This window comes from Chitinophaga sedimenti (assembly GCF_023156195.1).
Lineage (GTDB): Bacteria > Bacteroidota > Bacteroidia > Chitinophagales > Chitinophagaceae > Chitinophaga > Chitinophaga sedimenti.
This window is the reverse complement of sequence record NZ_JAKUKA010000001.1, coordinates 2,896,500-2,910,258: the sequence shown is the minus strand read 5'-3', so window position 1 is coordinate 2,910,258 and position 13,759 is coordinate 2,896,500. Positions and strand designations below refer to the sequence as shown.

The following is a 13,759-nucleotide window of genomic DNA, read 5'->3' as shown; positions in this document are numbered from 1 at the left end:
CGATTGGATTGTGCCCGATAAGCTTATTACTCGTCCCTTCGTAAGAAAATTCAATTAACTAATCGTTAATTTTAAAAGACGAATTTGTCAATATCTTAATCTGTTGATTATCTGCACAAACTGGTTCGAAAACCTCCCGCTACCGGGCACCAACGAAGTGAAACCCGCTCTATGAGCGGGTTTTCTGCTTTTATGTTATTTCACCCTTTAGATGTAAGCCGTGCCTATACAAACTCAAATTAGTTCGAAACGCAAAACTCATTTACTACTTTTTGGCACCGGTTTTTCAAATTGAGCTTGTAGAGCGTTTGGGAAATCCGTCAGTTCTATAATCCTATACTCAAATACCAACTTCTCTAATTCGCTGATAATGAAACTATCGAGTTTACTCGGAATATGGCCATTATAGCGCTCTGCTGTATCTTCGATAAATTGCTTTACCGTGCGTTGCCCCGTTGCATTTAGGAAGATTGTTTCCGGCCATGAATCCATAGTAATCATCCGCGGTGCATATGGATCAATTACTGTAATGGTACACTGATTAGCATCAAGCTCCATGAAGCGGGCTACCCTCACAAAATATTTGTCCTTATTGGCATAGGAGGCTAGTGCGTCCAGTGAATAGACCGCCGATTTGGATTTCTTTCTAAAAAAATTGAACATACTGCCGATATAAAAAAATTGTATAACAGTCTTACTAACTTTTATATTAGGATACGAAAGAGAAATAGCATTCCTCCAAAGTACCATCTTCAATGCCGACACAGCTTCGCTATTAAAATGATGATTAAACCTACATCCTTCCCCTCAGCTTCTTCTGATGAATCTTACCCCACTTCTCCATTGGAGCAGCCACTTCGTCCGTAGTTAAACAGTAATCGGTAATGGTGTATTCGATCCTGACAGGATAATCATCTATAACGGTTCTGTTGATCAGTAAGTTTTCTTCCAGGTGTTTTAGCTCTTTAGACAATACACGGTTGGTTATACCGGGAATAGAACCGGCAATGTCATTAAACCGCTTGTTGCCACTGTAAATGGAAAGGATGACCGGCAGTTTCCATTTTCCCCCAAGTACAAACATCGTGTCCTGTATGGCCTTAATCTTCTCTTTAAAATGTCGTTCGGTGTTTTTGTTTGTCATAGTAGTAAGTATCCTAAAGGATACAAGTATCAAATGTATACTCTTTAGCCAATATTTTTGAATCATAAACAGTATCAGGATATATGAAAACAATTTTATTACCGGTGCTTCATCAGGCATCGGCAAGGCAACCGCGAAGTTGTTCCAGGCGAAAGGCTGGAAGGTGATAGCGACCATGAGGACACCAGCATCCGAAACGGAGTTAACCGCACTTGAAAATGTATCGATTCTTCCTTTAGATGTAACAAACGATGCACAAATTCAATCAACGGTGCAAACCGCAATTTCCTCAGGCAACATTGATGTAGTCTTGAATAATGCCGGTCATGGCTTATTTGGACCTTTGGAAGCTGTTAGTGAGGAACAGGTATTAAGGCAGATTAACACCAATCTTTTGGGGCCGTTGAAAGTCATCCAGGCTTTTATACCGTATTTCAGGGAAAAGAAAGGTGGGTTGTTTATTAACACCACTTCTATGGCCGGACTTACGGGTTTTCCGTTAAGCAGTGTCTATAATTCTACTAAGTGGGCGTTAGAGGGTTTGAGCGAATGTTTAAGTATTGAGTTAGCAATGTTTGGTATAGGTGTTAAAACGGTATCGCCGGATGCAACGAAAACCAGTTTATTCACCTCTGCCGATACCGTTGCGCATCCTTTATACGATGGGGTGATAAAGAAGGTGCTCGGCCGCATACAGCAAACGGGAGAACCCATAGATATTGCGAAAGTTATTTTTGAGGCCGCAACTGACGGGAGGGACCAGCTGCGTTATCCTGCCGGTGGTGCAGCAAAACAGATTTATGCCAGGCGCCCGGAGATTGGGCCCGAAGCATCCAGGATCGAAACGACTAAATGGTTCCTGAATTTGTAACGTAGGAACGGTTCAGGATAAATTAGGGCTGACCAATACTGTTGCGTCGGCCCATTTTTATTCCAGTTCATCACCTTCCCGTTTATCAGACCCCGCTCGGGTGCTGCCAGCCTTCCAGGCCAATATTTTTCCAAAGTGGCGGAAATTAGAACTTTTAGGATTTTTGCACTAGTTTGCAGGTGTTTACAACGAGCGGGAATTGCCGGCAGATCAACCATACAATGAACATGAGCTCCTTTCTCAGGTAGCTGCGGGGAATGAACAGGCTTTCACCTACCTGTTCCATCAATGGCAGCCATTTCTCTCCACACACATCTACCGTATTACCGAATCCCGCGAGCTTACGGAAGAAATTGTACAGGATGCCTTCCTCAAAATCTGGCAAACCCGGGAAACGCTACCAGACGTCCGCAATTTCCGGAGCTACCTCATTGTGATATCCAAACACCAGGGCATTGAATGCCCTCCAGAAAATATCCCGGGAATTTCAGAACTGGGAGAAATGGGTAAAGGAAGATGCCGGCAAAGGCGACCAACACGATCCTGCCGCCCCATTTTACATCTTGCTGGATGAAGCCATCGATCAGCTTACCGAACGCCAGCGGCAGGTGTACCTGCTGCATCGGCACGAAAAGCTCACCTACCAACAGATCGCCGACCGGTTGAACATTGGTAAGGAGTCCGTTAAAACACATATAGAACTGGCCGTAAAGCATATTTCTACCCACCTGCGGAGCAGGATCGGGCTTTACGTTTCCCTGATTTCTCTTTTCTACTAAAAATATTTTCTTCCCTTCCCCCTTTTTGAAAAGCGGATTTGTCCTGTAAGTATCAATCAATTTCTATGGAACGGTTACAGGAGTTATTCCGGCTATATTATAACAAAACCGCAACCGAGGAACAAAAAATGGAATTTATGTTCCTGGTGCAGCATTCCCCGCCAGAAGAGTTAAGTCAGCTCATTGCCGAGCATGGCGAGCAATTGCAGGACACCGACGAGGTACTGGAGCCGCAACGGGCGGAAAAGCTGCTGGCCAACATTCTCGCTAAAGAAACCCCCGCTGTACGCCGGATCCCTATCCGAACCTGGTGGGCGGCCGCTGTTGTACTGCTAGCCATGGGCATAGGCGGTTATTTTTTGTTCTTCCGCGCACCGGCACGGCATTCCCTTGCCAGCCTGCCACAGGAGCAGCGGTTTAAAAATGATATTGCACCGGCACAGCAACAGGTGTTGCTCACCCTGCCCGACGGCACCATCACATCATTAGATAGCGTGCAAAACGGAACGCTCCGCCTCTCTGGCACCCAGGCCGTGAAGCAGGAAGGCTCGCTTTCCTACCAACCCACGGTTGACGGACACCGGCGTTCAACACCGTCACCACGCAAAAGGGCAGGATCTTTCACCTGCATCTGGCCGATGGCACGGAAGTTTGGTTGGACGCGCTTTCCTCCATCCGCTTCCCGGGCGCTTTTCCGAAAGGCGACAGGATCGTGGAAGTAAACGGCCAGGCGTATTTTGAAGTGGCCAAAAATCCCGCGCAGCCTTTTAAAGTAAAGAGCGGTAGGCAGGTGATAGAAGTCCTCGGTACACATTTCAATATAAATACCTATAACCGGGAAATGGTGCGGACTACGCTACTGGAGGGAAGCGTGAAAGTACAGGCTGACAAATCTGCCATTGTTATCCAACCGGGTCAACAGGCCGTGCTCTCTGCTGAATTGCGACTCAGTACGAATGCATCGCCGGACCTGGATGAAGTAATGGCATGGAAGAACGGGCGCTTCCAGTTCAATGGCAATACCATGGAAGAAATCATGGACGAGATTGCCCGTTGGTATGATATCAAAGTGGTATATAAAGACAAGATAAACGAAACTTTTGTGGCTGACATCAACCGGAATCTGCCCATCTCCAAATTACTTTCCCTGCTCGAAATGACTCACCAGATCAAGTTCGTGATCGATGGCGACCAGGTGACCGTTACAAAGTGGTAAAAAAACCAAAACCGCCCCGTTGCGACCGGGACGGCGTAGTTCAGTACCGAGAATAAACAATGCGACTCATTTATTACTTCACCAAACAGTGCAAAACTATGCATTTAGTAACTTCTGGCCAACCAGGATTCATCGGGAGCATTTTCCGCTTCGTAAGCTACCGTAGCGGATTCAGCCCACAAATTGCCCGGATTATGCGATTGACTGCCGTTTTATTGACCATTACATTTTTGCAGGTGGCCGCCAACAGCAATGGCCAGGCGATCACCATGTCCGTCAAAGACAGGCCATTGGAAAAGGTATTGACCGAAATCAAACGCCAGAGCGGATTCAGTTTCATCTATGGAAAAGAGCTGATCCGACAGGGCAGGAACGTGAGTATGAATGTACAGGGCGCGCCACTGGCCCAGGTACTGGAGGAAATATTCGAGCATCAGCCCCTGCGTTTTAAAATTGTTGATCAATATGTGGTGATCAGCCCGCGACTCGCTGCCGCAGTGCCCGTGGAGGCAGAACAGGCACCAATACTGCTCATACCCGTAAAAGGACGTGTGGTGGATGCCAAGGGCCAGCCCGTGGTGGCCACCATCCAGGTGAAAGGTTCACAGAATGGGACCTCCAGCAACAGCGATGGATATTTCGAGTTGAATAATGTAAGTGAAAATGCCGTGCTGGTGATCAGCGGCTTAACGATCGAAACGATGGAGGTGCGCGTGAATGGCAAAACGGATCTTTCTACCCTCACTGCCATTACTAAAGTGTCCGCCCTGAACGAAATCGTAGTCAACAAAGGTTATTATACGGAGAAGCAAAAGTTATCTACCGGTAATATTGTTACCATCACCTCGAAAGATATCGAAAAGCAACCCGTTGTAAACCCGTTGCTGGCTTTGCAGGGGAGGGCCACCGGCTTGCAGATCATTCAGAGTTCCGGTGTTGCCAATGGTACCGTCAGCGTTACCATCAGGGGCCGCTCCTCATTGAACAGTGCAGTGCAGAACAACCCGTTGTATGTGATCGATGGTGTGCCTTACCAGTCAGCGCTGCTGCAAGACCCGCTGGGCAATAACGGCATCTCCGGTATTACAGCGAATGGCGCGCAGGGCAATCCGCTGAATTACATCAACCCTAACGACATTGCCAGTATCGACATCCTGAAAGATGCGGATGCTACCGCTATATATGGCTCCCGTGGTGGTAATGGCGTGATACTGATCACGACTAAGAAAGGAAAACCCGGACAAATGTCGCTGGGCCTGAACGTAACACAGGGTTTCACACAGGCGCCGAAACCACTGGAGTTGATGAGTACACAACAATACCGGAGATGCGTCGCGAAGCCTTCAGGAATGATGGGCTGCCCGTCCCCGACATTGCCACTAATCCGAGTGACCCGAACTATGATGTAAATGGCACGTGGAGCCAAACGGAGAATCACGACTGGCAGAAGGAACTGATCGGGAATTTTGCGGCGTATACCAATCTCAATATGTCTTTTTCCGGCGGCAATGATCTCACGCAATACACGTTAAGAGGCACCTTCAACCGCCAGGGCAGCATGTTCCCGGGAGAGTACGACGACAAGCGCGGCGCCTTGAACTTCAACCTGGTTTCTTATTCAGCCAACAAAAAGCTGAAGATCGATTTTACAGGCAACTACCTGAAAAATACCAATTTAAACGCACAATTCGACGTATCGCCTTTTACATTGCGGGCGCCTAACGCACCGGCATCTTTTAAACCTGACGGCACGCTCAACTGGGGTGGCCCGAACTCCGACAATGCCAACAATCCCTATGCCTATACTGTCCGTTCATACGAGAACAAAACAGATAATCTGGTAATCAGCTTCCGGCCATCGTACCAGCTCATCAAAGGCCTGGTAGCATCTGCAAACATAGGTCTGACCAAGCTGGACGCAAACATTACGACCACGCAGCCGCAGTCGTCCTACTCGCCGTTATACCTGGCGCTGAGCCCTATTAATCCTAACCTGATACTGACGAAGAACCAACAAAAAACCTGGATCGCGGAGCCGCAACTGAACTATGACTTTTCGTTAATCGGCGTGAAAATGTCCGCATTGCTAGGTACCACCTTCCAGAAGTCGGACAACCAGGGAAATTATGTCGTAGGGATGAACTTTGTAAGCGATGCCCTCATCGGAAACATTGCGAATGCGGGTACGGTACAAACAGCCGATGGAGGTTCTTATCTATATAACTATAATGCGCTGTTCGGTCGTTTAAACGCCAACCTCGATGATAAATACATCATCAACCTGACCGGCAGAAGGGATGGTTCTTCTAAATTCGGTCCGGACCGGCAGTTTGGTAACTTTTATTCCGCTGCAATGGCCTGGATCTTTTCTTCCGAAAAATTTGCACAGGACCTCACGTTCCTGAGTCTTGGCAAGCTACGCGCCAGCTATGGCACCAGCGGTAACGACGGTATTAACAACTATGCGTATTACGACCTCTACTCCCGGCGCAGCAATACCTACCAGGGCGCCACGGGTTTTGCCCCCGGCGCATTGGCGAACCCGGATGTGGCATGGGAGAAAAATGCAAAGCTGGAATTCGGGCTGGACCTCGCTTTCTTCAACGACCGCATTTCCCTTTCGTCTGTGTATTACAACAATCGCAGCTCCAATCAGTTGCTGAGCTACCGCCTACCCTCCATGACGGGGTATTCAAGCATCCCGAACTATAACTTCCCGGCACTGGTAGAAAACTCCGGGTGGGAGTTTATCCTGAACACGAGCAACATCGCGAAAAAGGAGCTGCAGTGGAATACTTCTTTCAATATTTCCATCAACCGCAACAAGCTTATCAAATTTGATAATCTTGAAAACTCCAGCTACGCTTCTTCACTGGAAATAGGGCAGCCCGTAACCGGCAGGGCACTGGCATGGGTATATGCAGGCATCGATCCCAACACCGGTCTTTATACGGTACGAAAGCTCGATGGTACCACCGGTTCCGATGCGGGCAGTAATCTGTATGCAGGTCATCCCGTATATGAAACCACGAGGGTGCTTACACTGCCGAAGTTCTTTGGTGGTATAAACAATACGTTGCGGTATAAAGGCCTGCAGCTGGACATATTCCTGCAGTTCGTAAAACAAACCGGTCAGCAAAGCCTGCTGCAGGATGTTCCGGGTATATTCAATGTTGATGTATACTCTACCGGGTTTATTTCGAGCAATGTGCCGGTACAATTCCTGGACAGGTGGCAGAAGCCTGGCGACAAGGCCAGGTACCAGCGTTATTCGCAGTCGGCCGCCGGCAGAAACGCTTATAACAGCTGGTTGTACAGCGATGCTTCGTATGTTGATGCCTCTTTCATCCGCGCCAAAAACATCACATTATCTTACCAGCTGCCAGGCTGGCTGAAGGATAAAATGAAGCTGAAAAATGCCAGTATCAATCTGTCTGGTCAAAACCTGTTTACGATCACTTCTTATGAAGGCCGCGATCCGGAAACGCAGGCATTCTATATACTACCTCCGATGAAAGTATTTGTTGCAGGCTTACAAATCAACCTTTAATCTTAAGAACATGAAACGTAATACTTCCATATACCTCCTGATATTACTTGTGCTGTCGTTGGGCAGTTGCCGCAGCTTCGTTGAGTTGGATCCGCCCAAAGACAGGATGAACTATACGACCGCCTTTGCCACCAACTCTTCCGCGGCATCCGTATTGAATGGCTTATACATCCGTATTGCAGAAACCAGCAACGTATTGTCGGAACGGGCAACAATTTATATGGCTTTTTCGGCAGACGAGCTGAAGAACCTGAACCTGAACGCAGCCTCTTCTTATACCTTGCTGTACCAGCATACGCTTACGTCCAACAATGAGCTGTACTGGAACACCTCGTACACATTGATCTATCATTGTAATGCCGCGATCGAAGGTCTTGAAGCCAGCAATTCGCTGAACCCTGCCGTAAAAGGGCAATTGATCGGTGAAGCCAAATTCATGAGGGCCTTGCTGTACTATTACATGGTAAATACTTATGGAAAGGTACCGCTCTTGCTCACTACAGATTACCGGAAGAATATGGTTGCGGGCAGGGCCGAGGTAAGCGCGGTGTATGCGGCCATGATCAACGATCTGAAAGATGCGCAAACCAAGCTTAGTAAGGATTTTCTGAATGCAGACGCATTAACGCCCTACGCGCCCTCCAGCGCAGAAAGGGCACGGCCTACCTATTGGGCAGCCACAGCTTTGCTGGCCCGTATTTACCTGTACGACAAAAAATGGGCAGAGGCAGAATCAGCTGCATCCATCGTGATCGGTAATACGGCGATGTTCGCGCCTGTTCCTGTGGCTTCCGCTTTTCAGAAAAACACCAAAGAAGCCATCTACCAGATCCAGCCGGTAATGGCCGGTAATAACTCCCTGCTGGAGCCAAGGTTTTTGTGCTCACCACGTCTGTAGGTACGAGTTCCAATCCCGCTACGATCAGTCCTCAGCTGGATGCAGCATTCGAGCCTAACGACCTGAGAAAAACAAGCTGGATAGGTACTGCTACGATCGGCGGCGTGCAATACAGGTTCCCGTACAAATACAAGGCATACAATGCAGCAACGGCAGGCGCCAAAAATGAATATTTCACCTTCCTGCGTATCAGTGAGCAATACTTGATCCGTGCGGAAGCCGGGGCACAGCAAAACATGCTGGATGATGCCAGGTCCGACCTCAACGTTGTACGCGAACGTGCCGGCCTGGGCGTCACACCTGCCACTACCCAAACCGCCATCCTCGACGCTATCATGAAAGAGCGCCAGGTGGAACTGTTCTGCGAGCAGGGGCATCGCTGGTTCGATCTGAAACGAACCGGGAGGATCGATGCGGTGATGAGCGTTGTTGCACCTACAAAAGGCGGCACCTGGGAACCGTACAAAGCGCTAATGCCTGTTCCGGCTGCTGAGCGGGCTTTGAATAATCAACTCGATCAAAATGATCTTTACAACTAATACTGGTGATGACAAGAATATATTGCACGATATTATGTACACTGTACGGATTGCAGCTCTTTGCGCAATCGTCTTTCCAGGTGAACGGGCAATTCAGGAATGCAGCCCGTGTGAAAGTGTTCCTCACGTCGGATGACCGGGCCTTTAACGATAGTACCGTTACAGACGGCAACGGTCATTTTACGCTTAAAGGAAAACTGGCAGAGCCGCGCCGTGTATACCTGAAGTTTGAAGGGCATACGGGCAGCTATGAGTTCTTTGCAGAGAACTCAAATATCACACTTCGCGGCGATGCAAACGATCTTACCCAAACCGAAACCGGCGGATCGCGCGAGCATACACTGTTCAAGGAAATAAAACAGCAGGAAAAGCTGGCGAATGATTACCTGGTATCGCTGCAACAGCCTCAATTGGATGAGGCCAAAGCCAGGAAGGATACGGCCGCGATGATCGAAATAGCCACCAAATCATCGTTCAAATGGCTGGACTCAATGAACAACGTGCGGGCCAGTTTCATCCGGAAACATCCCGGCAGCGCCGTATCGCTGTTACAAATGACTTACCTGATAAGCGCAAAGCCGGCTGGCACAATGGACTCCCTGATGCGCCTGATCGAACAAACACCCGCCGGGAAATATCCCTACGCCCTAAAGATCCGCACGGTGATCAACAACCGCATGCGTGTGCAAACCGGGACTATGGCGCCGGACTTTTCACAGCCTGATATCAATGGGAAAAGTGTTTCACTGTCGGACCTGCGCGGACAATACGTTTTTATCGATTTTTGGGCAAGCTGGTGCCTGCCCTGCAGAGCAGAGAACCCGAACGTATTGAAAGCGTATAACCGGTTCAAAGACCAAAACTTTACCGTGATGGCGGTAACCCTGGACAATAACAGGGAAGCCTGGCTGAAGGCCATAAAGAAGATCAGCTACCCTGGATGCAGCTGGGTGACCTGAACGCATCCGGTAACGCTGCCGCGAAGCTGTATGGCGTCGTCGCCATCCCAAGTAATTTCCTCGTCAACCCCGAGGGCAAGATCATCGCGCAAAATTTGAGAGGCGCCGCATTGGAGGAAACTTTAGAGAAACATCTTGGGCAAACATCTTACCAGGTAAAAGGACAATTTGAAAACGCGGCACATCTCAAAGTATACCTGAAACCGGGAAACAGTTCCTCCCGCGATAGCGCCATCGCTGATGACGCCGGCCGGTTTGTTTTCCAGGGTACTGTGGCAGAACCCGGACTGTTTGAATTGGCCTTTGCAGGCCGCAGGGGATTTTATTCTTTTATGGTAGAGAACACAGTAATTACGCTAAGTGGGAATGCAGACAGCGTGTATCTTGCCACCGCTACGGGGTCCCGTGAACATTTATTGTTGACGGAACAGCGAAAAGAAGTGGAGCTGATCGGACATTATATGATGGAGCTCCAGAAGCCTTACCATGAAGCCAAACTGCGTAACGATACCGCTGCCATGAATGCCACCGTGATCAACTCCAATATGAAATGGAAAGATTCATTGGGGAATTACCAGGTCCGTTTCATTTCCAGGCACCCTAACAGCATGGCCGCCGTCATGAGCGTAGCGCCACTGCTCAACATGATGCCGGTCGCCAGGGTAGACAGCGTGATGCGTTTGATCGAGCAAACGCCTGCCGGAAAATATACTGCTGCAACAAAGGTTCGCGCGCTGATCGATACAAGGCTGAGCAGGCAAACGGGCACCATGGCGCCGGATTTTTCGCAACCAGATACCCTGAATCGACCGGTAACCCTCTCCAGCCTCCGTGGGAAATTCGTATTTATCGACTTCTGGGCGAGCTGGTGTGCGCCTTGCAGGGCGGAAAACCCAAACGTACTGAAAGCCTTCAATAAGTTCAAAGATAAAAACTTCACGGTGCTCGCTATTTCTTTGGATAAAAACAGGAACGCGTGGATCCGTGCGATCCATGAAGACGCACTGCCCTGGATGCAGCTGAGCGATCTGGCAGGTTTCGATAATGCAGCCGGACAGTTGTATTCAGTAACGTCCATCCCGAGTAATTTTCTCGTGAACCCGGAAGGTAAGATCATTGCGCAGAATCTGAGGGGGCCTTTACTGGAGGAGATGTTGGAGAAGTATGTGAAGTGATGTGGGCCGGAAAGTATTTGAGGTGACCGTTTCATTAACCGGCGATTTGGAATAGTTTGTAATCAGCCGGCTTGACCGGATGCAGATATTTCATCACAGGGCCCGCTCAACGAGCGGGCCTCTCTATTGTATCTAAACCTCCAATTACAGCCACGTAAATGGATCTCCCGAAGCCACATGTGTAACTTTAATGCCTAGTAATTTGGGCCGTACCCATTCCGCAAAGTATTCCATCCCCGCCTCTTCACTTACACTATGCCCCAACACGATCACGCCTTTCTTTTGGCCCAACAGGTTGGCATCGCGGATATACTCCGCCGTTTCCCATTCAGACAATTCACCGACTATCAACACGTCCGGGTTTTCCGTTTCAGCCGCAGTTACCTGCCGTTGCCCGCCCCAGGCGCCGGGTAGTAAAGCAATGCGCGCACACGGCTGGTGCAGGTCGCCAATCACCCGCACATGCGCAATACCCAACGACGTTTTGAGGTGCTGTGCCAGTTGCTTTAAAGACACTGCCGGTATCGTAAGCGACAGTTGCCCTGTTTTATAATAACGCTCCCAGCCCGCTTTTTTGCCACACCGTAGATCACGGCGTCGGGTTTTAAAGCGTGGCAGTAATCATGAAAGCGCCAGATAGCTATCTTGTGTTTGTCGAGCAATGCCAGCTTTTGCCGGAGCACATCATTTTCCTTTACCCAATCTTTATCGTCTTTATGGTTGTAGAAAGAAGGTTCATGGGCGATGATGAAGTTAGCATTCCGTTTAATTGCTTCCTGTATGACCGTGATCGTAGGAAACATAGTCGTAATGATGCCGGTGACGATTTGAGATGGCTGCCCGCTTTTAAGGGTATCGACCGTATCTTTGATCGGTGACAGGTTGCCTTCTTTCAATACCAGGTCTATCACCTCCTGAACCGTCAGCTGCACCGGCTGCCAGCCAAGCAGGGCTAATCCTGCCGCGGCTTTGCTGAGATTGCCAATGAATCTTCTTCGTGGAATGTTATGATGGGGAATGTTCATATGGGTTTATTGTACTCGTAAGTTAATTCATTAAATTTACGTTATGGCAACAGCAAAAAACGGCGAAGAAATAAAGTTTTTACAACAGACAAACAGTTTGAATCCTGGTTAAAGAAGAACCAGGACGTGTCAGGCATTTGGCTGCAACTGTATAAGAAAGATTCAGGTGTCAAATCGCTGGACCGTTCCGGCGCGCTCGATGTCGCGCTCTGCTATGGATGGATTGACGGACAGGCCCAAAAACACGACGACGAATCCTACCTTCAACGCTTTTGCCCGCGGCGTCCCAAAAGCCTTTGGTCGAAGGTCAATATCGACCATGTAACGCGACTGATCGAAGCCGGAAGGATGCAACCTGCCGGACATAAAGCCATCGAGGAAGCCAAAGCAGACGGCCGCTGGGCAGCTGCCTACGACCCGCCCTCCAGCAGCGAAACGCCTGAGGATTTCATCAACCTGTTGAAAAAGAACAAGGCTGCCTACGCCTTCTTCAAAACCCTGAACAAAACCAACCTTTTCGCTATCAACTGGCGTTTACAAACGGCGAAGAAGCCGGAGACCCTCCAGAAGCGCATGCACACAATTATTGCAAAGCTCGAAAAAGGGGAGAAGTTTCACTGAGTGTTATATGCAAACTGAAAGCGCCGGCAAAACGGCCTTACTTTAAACACGCATTAGTTCAACACCTCCTTTCCACCATATATCTTATTGTCGATATTGAGATACAGTTTATTATCCATCCCAAACCTGCACCACGTCTTAAAGTAATTGGCCCCATTAAACTTGTTCATGTCCACCTCGCCCTCCGGGAGTTTAAACCTGACAGCCGAAAAGCTAAGCGGATTGCCGGCCTGGGAAGTCACGAAACCGCCTGGCCCCCATGCAACATAACGCCCGGAATTGCTTCCCGCAAAAGGCAGCAGGTTGCCTGCCGGCGTATAACTAACACCACCATCTTTAGTGAAATAAACAGCATTGTCCCGCGCCGGATAATAGACATACGCGCCAAACGGATCGTAGAAGAAACCAGTAGCTCCCCTGGCGGCGGTCACCAGTGGCACCTGGCTTAAACTGGGATCGTAGTTACCCGCCCTGCCTGTCAGTTTTTCGAAGCTGGTGCTGCCCAATGGCGCCTTTGTCCAGCTATAGTTCGTGTAAGCACCGCCTACGCCACCAAAGCCCATTACGAAGTAAACATGTACTTCTCCTTTCAGCTCGGTAAAATGTACCGGTTCGGCCGACAGGAAATTCCGTAGGTTTAAAGGATCGTTTACCGTGATAGTGCTTGTTTGCCAGGTGGCCCCACCGTCTTTGGAAATACTCGCATCTACATTTTGAATAGAATAGATATTGCCGTTGGAAGCTACAAATACACCGTCGGATACTTTGCCGGTATGTTTCCATTGCCCGTTTTCAAGCACCATCAGCGAAGGGTAGGCAGGGTTAAGTACGGCCCCCGCCGTACTGCCTACCGGCGTGGCATGGCGCACGACGCAAAATATCTTTCCATTGCTTTGCGGCGCCATACACAGTACCTGGTTTTCGAAAGATTGTGGTGCACCGATGGCTGTGTATTTTCCTGCTGCATCCAAAGCATAAAGTC

18 protein-coding genes and 1 pseudogene are annotated in these 13,759 nt (G+C 49.1%); 13 read left to right on the top strand and 6 right to left on the bottom strand.

From position 1 onward, the window contains the following. Positions 1 to 258: 258 nt before the first annotated feature. Positions 259 to 765, bottom strand: a complete 507-nt coding sequence (locus MKQ70_RS16510) for a hypothetical protein (RefSeq protein ID WP_248072581.1) — start codon at positions 763 to 765, stop codon at positions 259 to 261. A gap of 28 nt (positions 766 to 793) precedes the next feature. Further along, positions 794 to 1,144: a winged helix-turn-helix transcriptional regulator gene (locus tag MKQ70_RS16505; protein ID WP_248072579.1), complete on the bottom strand. Its 351-nt coding sequence runs from the start codon at positions 1,142 to 1,144 to the stop codon at positions 794 to 796. 61 nt (positions 1,145 to 1,205) lie between these two features. Between MKQ70_RS16505 and MKQ70_RS16500 the strand changes: the two genes are divergently transcribed. Then, positions 1,206 to 2,015: an SDR family oxidoreductase gene (locus MKQ70_RS16500; protein WP_308199480.1), complete on the top strand. Its 810-nt coding sequence runs from the start codon at positions 1,206 to 1,208 to the stop codon at positions 2,013 to 2,015. A 154-nt stretch (positions 2,016 to 2,169) separates the two neighbouring features. Here the strand turns inward: MKQ70_RS16500 and MKQ70_RS16495 are convergent, their stop codons facing one another. Then, positions 2,170 to 2,400: a hypothetical protein gene (locus MKQ70_RS16495; RefSeq protein WP_248072574.1), complete on the bottom strand. Its 231-nt coding sequence runs from the start codon at positions 2,398 to 2,400 to the stop codon at positions 2,170 to 2,172. Here MKQ70_RS16495 and MKQ70_RS42300 point away from each other — a divergent pair. From MKQ70_RS42300 to MKQ70_RS16450, 10 genes are all read left to right on the top strand, one after another. Continuing rightward, the gene (locus MKQ70_RS42300) at positions 2,293 to 2,589 is read left to right on the top strand and encodes an RNA polymerase sigma factor (RefSeq protein WP_372490119.1); all 297 of its coding nucleotides are present in this window, start codon (positions 2,293 to 2,295) and stop codon (positions 2,587 to 2,589) included. The two genes, MKQ70_RS16495 and MKQ70_RS42300, sit on opposite strands and share 108 nt — an antisense overlap. After that, positions 2,471 to 2,794 carry a sigma factor-like helix-turn-helix DNA-binding protein gene (locus MKQ70_RS16490; protein WP_248072572.1) on the top strand — a complete coding sequence of 108 codons (324 nt, stop codon included), beginning with the start codon at positions 2,471 to 2,473 and terminating at the stop codon, positions 2,792 to 2,794. Before MKQ70_RS42300 ends, MKQ70_RS16490 begins: the two co-directional genes overlap by 119 nt. A gap of 65 nt (positions 2,795 to 2,859) precedes the next feature. Continuing rightward, positions 2,860 to 3,516 (top strand): FecR family protein, encoded by a 657-nt coding sequence (locus MKQ70_RS16485; protein WP_248072570.1) that lies wholly within the window; start codon positions 2,860 to 2,862, stop codon positions 3,514 to 3,516. Beyond that, complete coding sequence (locus MKQ70_RS16480; RefSeq protein ID WP_308199479.1) at positions 3,411 to 4,010, top strand: FecR family protein; 600 nt, start codon at positions 3,411 to 3,413, stop codon at positions 4,008 to 4,010. The genes MKQ70_RS16485 and MKQ70_RS16480 overlap by 106 nt, the downstream gene beginning before the upstream one ends. A gap of 194 nt (positions 4,011 to 4,204) precedes the next feature. Then, positions 4,205 to 5,419, top strand: a complete 1,215-nt coding sequence (locus tag MKQ70_RS16475; RefSeq protein WP_248072568.1) for a SusC/RagA family TonB-linked outer membrane protein — start codon at positions 4,205 to 4,207, stop codon at positions 5,417 to 5,419. Beyond that, positions 5,338 to 7,560, top strand: a complete 2,223-nt coding sequence (locus tag MKQ70_RS16470) for a SusC/RagA family TonB-linked outer membrane protein (protein ID WP_248072566.1) — start codon at positions 5,338 to 5,340, stop codon at positions 7,558 to 7,560. Before MKQ70_RS16475 ends, MKQ70_RS16470 begins: the two co-directional genes overlap by 82 nt. Before the next feature lie 10 nt (positions 7,561 to 7,570). After that, on the top strand, positions 7,571 to 8,458 hold the full coding sequence (locus tag MKQ70_RS16465; RefSeq protein WP_248072564.1) for a RagB/SusD family nutrient uptake outer membrane protein: 888 nt from the start codon (positions 7,571 to 7,573) through the stop codon (positions 8,456 to 8,458). Then, the gene (locus MKQ70_RS16460; protein WP_248072561.1) at positions 8,440 to 8,997 is read left to right on the top strand and encodes a RagB/SusD family nutrient uptake outer membrane protein; all 558 of its coding nucleotides are present in this window, start codon (positions 8,440 to 8,442) and stop codon (positions 8,995 to 8,997) included. Before MKQ70_RS16465 ends, MKQ70_RS16460 begins: the two co-directional genes overlap by 19 nt. 8 nt (positions 8,998 to 9,005) lie before the next feature. Further along, positions 9,006 to 9,956, top strand: a complete 951-nt coding sequence (locus tag MKQ70_RS16455; RefSeq protein WP_248081417.1) for a TlpA disulfide reductase family protein — start codon at positions 9,006 to 9,008, stop codon at positions 9,954 to 9,956. Continuing rightward, positions 9,938 to 11,131 carry a redoxin domain-containing protein gene (locus MKQ70_RS16450; protein ID WP_248072559.1) on the top strand — a complete coding sequence of 398 codons (1,194 nt, stop codon included), beginning with the start codon at positions 9,938 to 9,940 and terminating at the stop codon, positions 11,129 to 11,131. Before MKQ70_RS16455 ends, MKQ70_RS16450 begins: the two co-directional genes overlap by 19 nt. Before the next feature lie 144 nt (positions 11,132 to 11,275). Here MKQ70_RS16450 and MKQ70_RS38650 read toward each other — a convergent pair whose 3' ends face one another. Then, positions 11,276 to 11,647, bottom strand: coding sequence for a Nif3-like dinuclear metal center hexameric protein (locus MKQ70_RS38650; RefSeq protein ID WP_308199051.1), 372 nt, complete (start codon positions 11,645 to 11,647; stop codon positions 11,276 to 11,278). Further along, a complete protein-coding gene (locus MKQ70_RS38645) occupies positions 11,638 to 12,156 on the bottom strand; it encodes a Nif3-like dinuclear metal center hexameric protein (protein WP_282456564.1) in 519 nt (172 codons plus the stop codon). The genes MKQ70_RS38650 and MKQ70_RS38645 overlap by 10 nt, the downstream gene beginning before the upstream one ends. 90 nt (positions 12,157 to 12,246) lie before the next feature. Here MKQ70_RS38645 and MKQ70_RS43790 point away from each other — a divergent pair. Together MKQ70_RS43790 and MKQ70_RS43785 are read left to right on the top strand one after the other, a co-directional pair. Then, positions 12,247 to 12,513 (top strand): annotated as a pseudogene (locus MKQ70_RS43790) (YdeI/OmpD-associated family protein); the annotation flags it as partial. Beyond that, positions 12,505 to 12,777 carry a YdeI/OmpD-associated family protein gene (locus MKQ70_RS43785; RefSeq protein ID WP_504909752.1) on the top strand — a complete coding sequence of 91 codons (273 nt, stop codon included), beginning with the start codon at positions 12,505 to 12,507 and terminating at the stop codon, positions 12,775 to 12,777. The pseudogene MKQ70_RS43790 and the gene MKQ70_RS43785, both read left to right, overlap by 9 nt. A 53-nt stretch (positions 12,778 to 12,830) precedes the next feature. On the opposite strand, the gene MKQ70_RS16435 is transcribed toward MKQ70_RS43785, so the two are convergent. Continuing rightward, positions 12,831 to 13,748, bottom strand: coding sequence for a hypothetical protein (locus MKQ70_RS16435; protein ID WP_248072555.1), 918 nt, complete (start codon positions 13,746 to 13,748; stop codon positions 12,831 to 12,833). Between the last annotated feature and the right edge of the window lie 11 nt (positions 13,749 to 13,759).

Bases quoted from the DNA above. Each gene is read 5' to 3' on its own strand.
- MKQ70_RS16505 (WP_248072579.1), bottom strand. From the start codon at position 1,144: ATGACAAACAAAAACACCGAACGACATTTTAAAGAGAAGATTAAGGCC.
- MKQ70_RS16485 (WP_248072570.1), top strand. From the start codon at position 2,860: ATGGAACGGTTACAGGAGTTATTCCGGCTATATTATAACAAAACCGCA.
- MKQ70_RS16475 (WP_248072568.1), top strand. From the start codon at position 4,205: ATGCGATTGACTGCCGTTTTATTGACCATTACATTTTTGCAGGTGGCC.
- MKQ70_RS16470 (WP_248072566.1), top strand. From the start codon at position 5,338: ATGCGTCGCGAAGCCTTCAGGAATGATGGGCTGCCCGTCCCCGACATT.
- MKQ70_RS16465 (WP_248072564.1), top strand. From the start codon at position 7,571: ATGAAACGTAATACTTCCATATACCTCCTGATATTACTTGTGCTGTCG.
- MKQ70_RS16455 (WP_248081417.1), top strand. From the start codon at position 9,006: ATGACAAGAATATATTGCACGATATTATGTACACTGTACGGATTGCAG.
- MKQ70_RS16450 (WP_248072559.1), top strand. From the start codon at position 9,938: ATGCAGCTGGGTGACCTGAACGCATCCGGTAACGCTGCCGCGAAGCTG.
- MKQ70_RS38645 (WP_282456564.1), bottom strand. From the start codon at position 12,156: ATGAACATTCCCCATCATAACATTCCACGAAGAAGATTCATTGGCAAT.
- MKQ70_RS43785 (WP_504909752.1), top strand. From the start codon at position 12,505: ATGCAACCTGCCGGACATAAAGCCATCGAGGAAGCCAAAGCAGACGGC.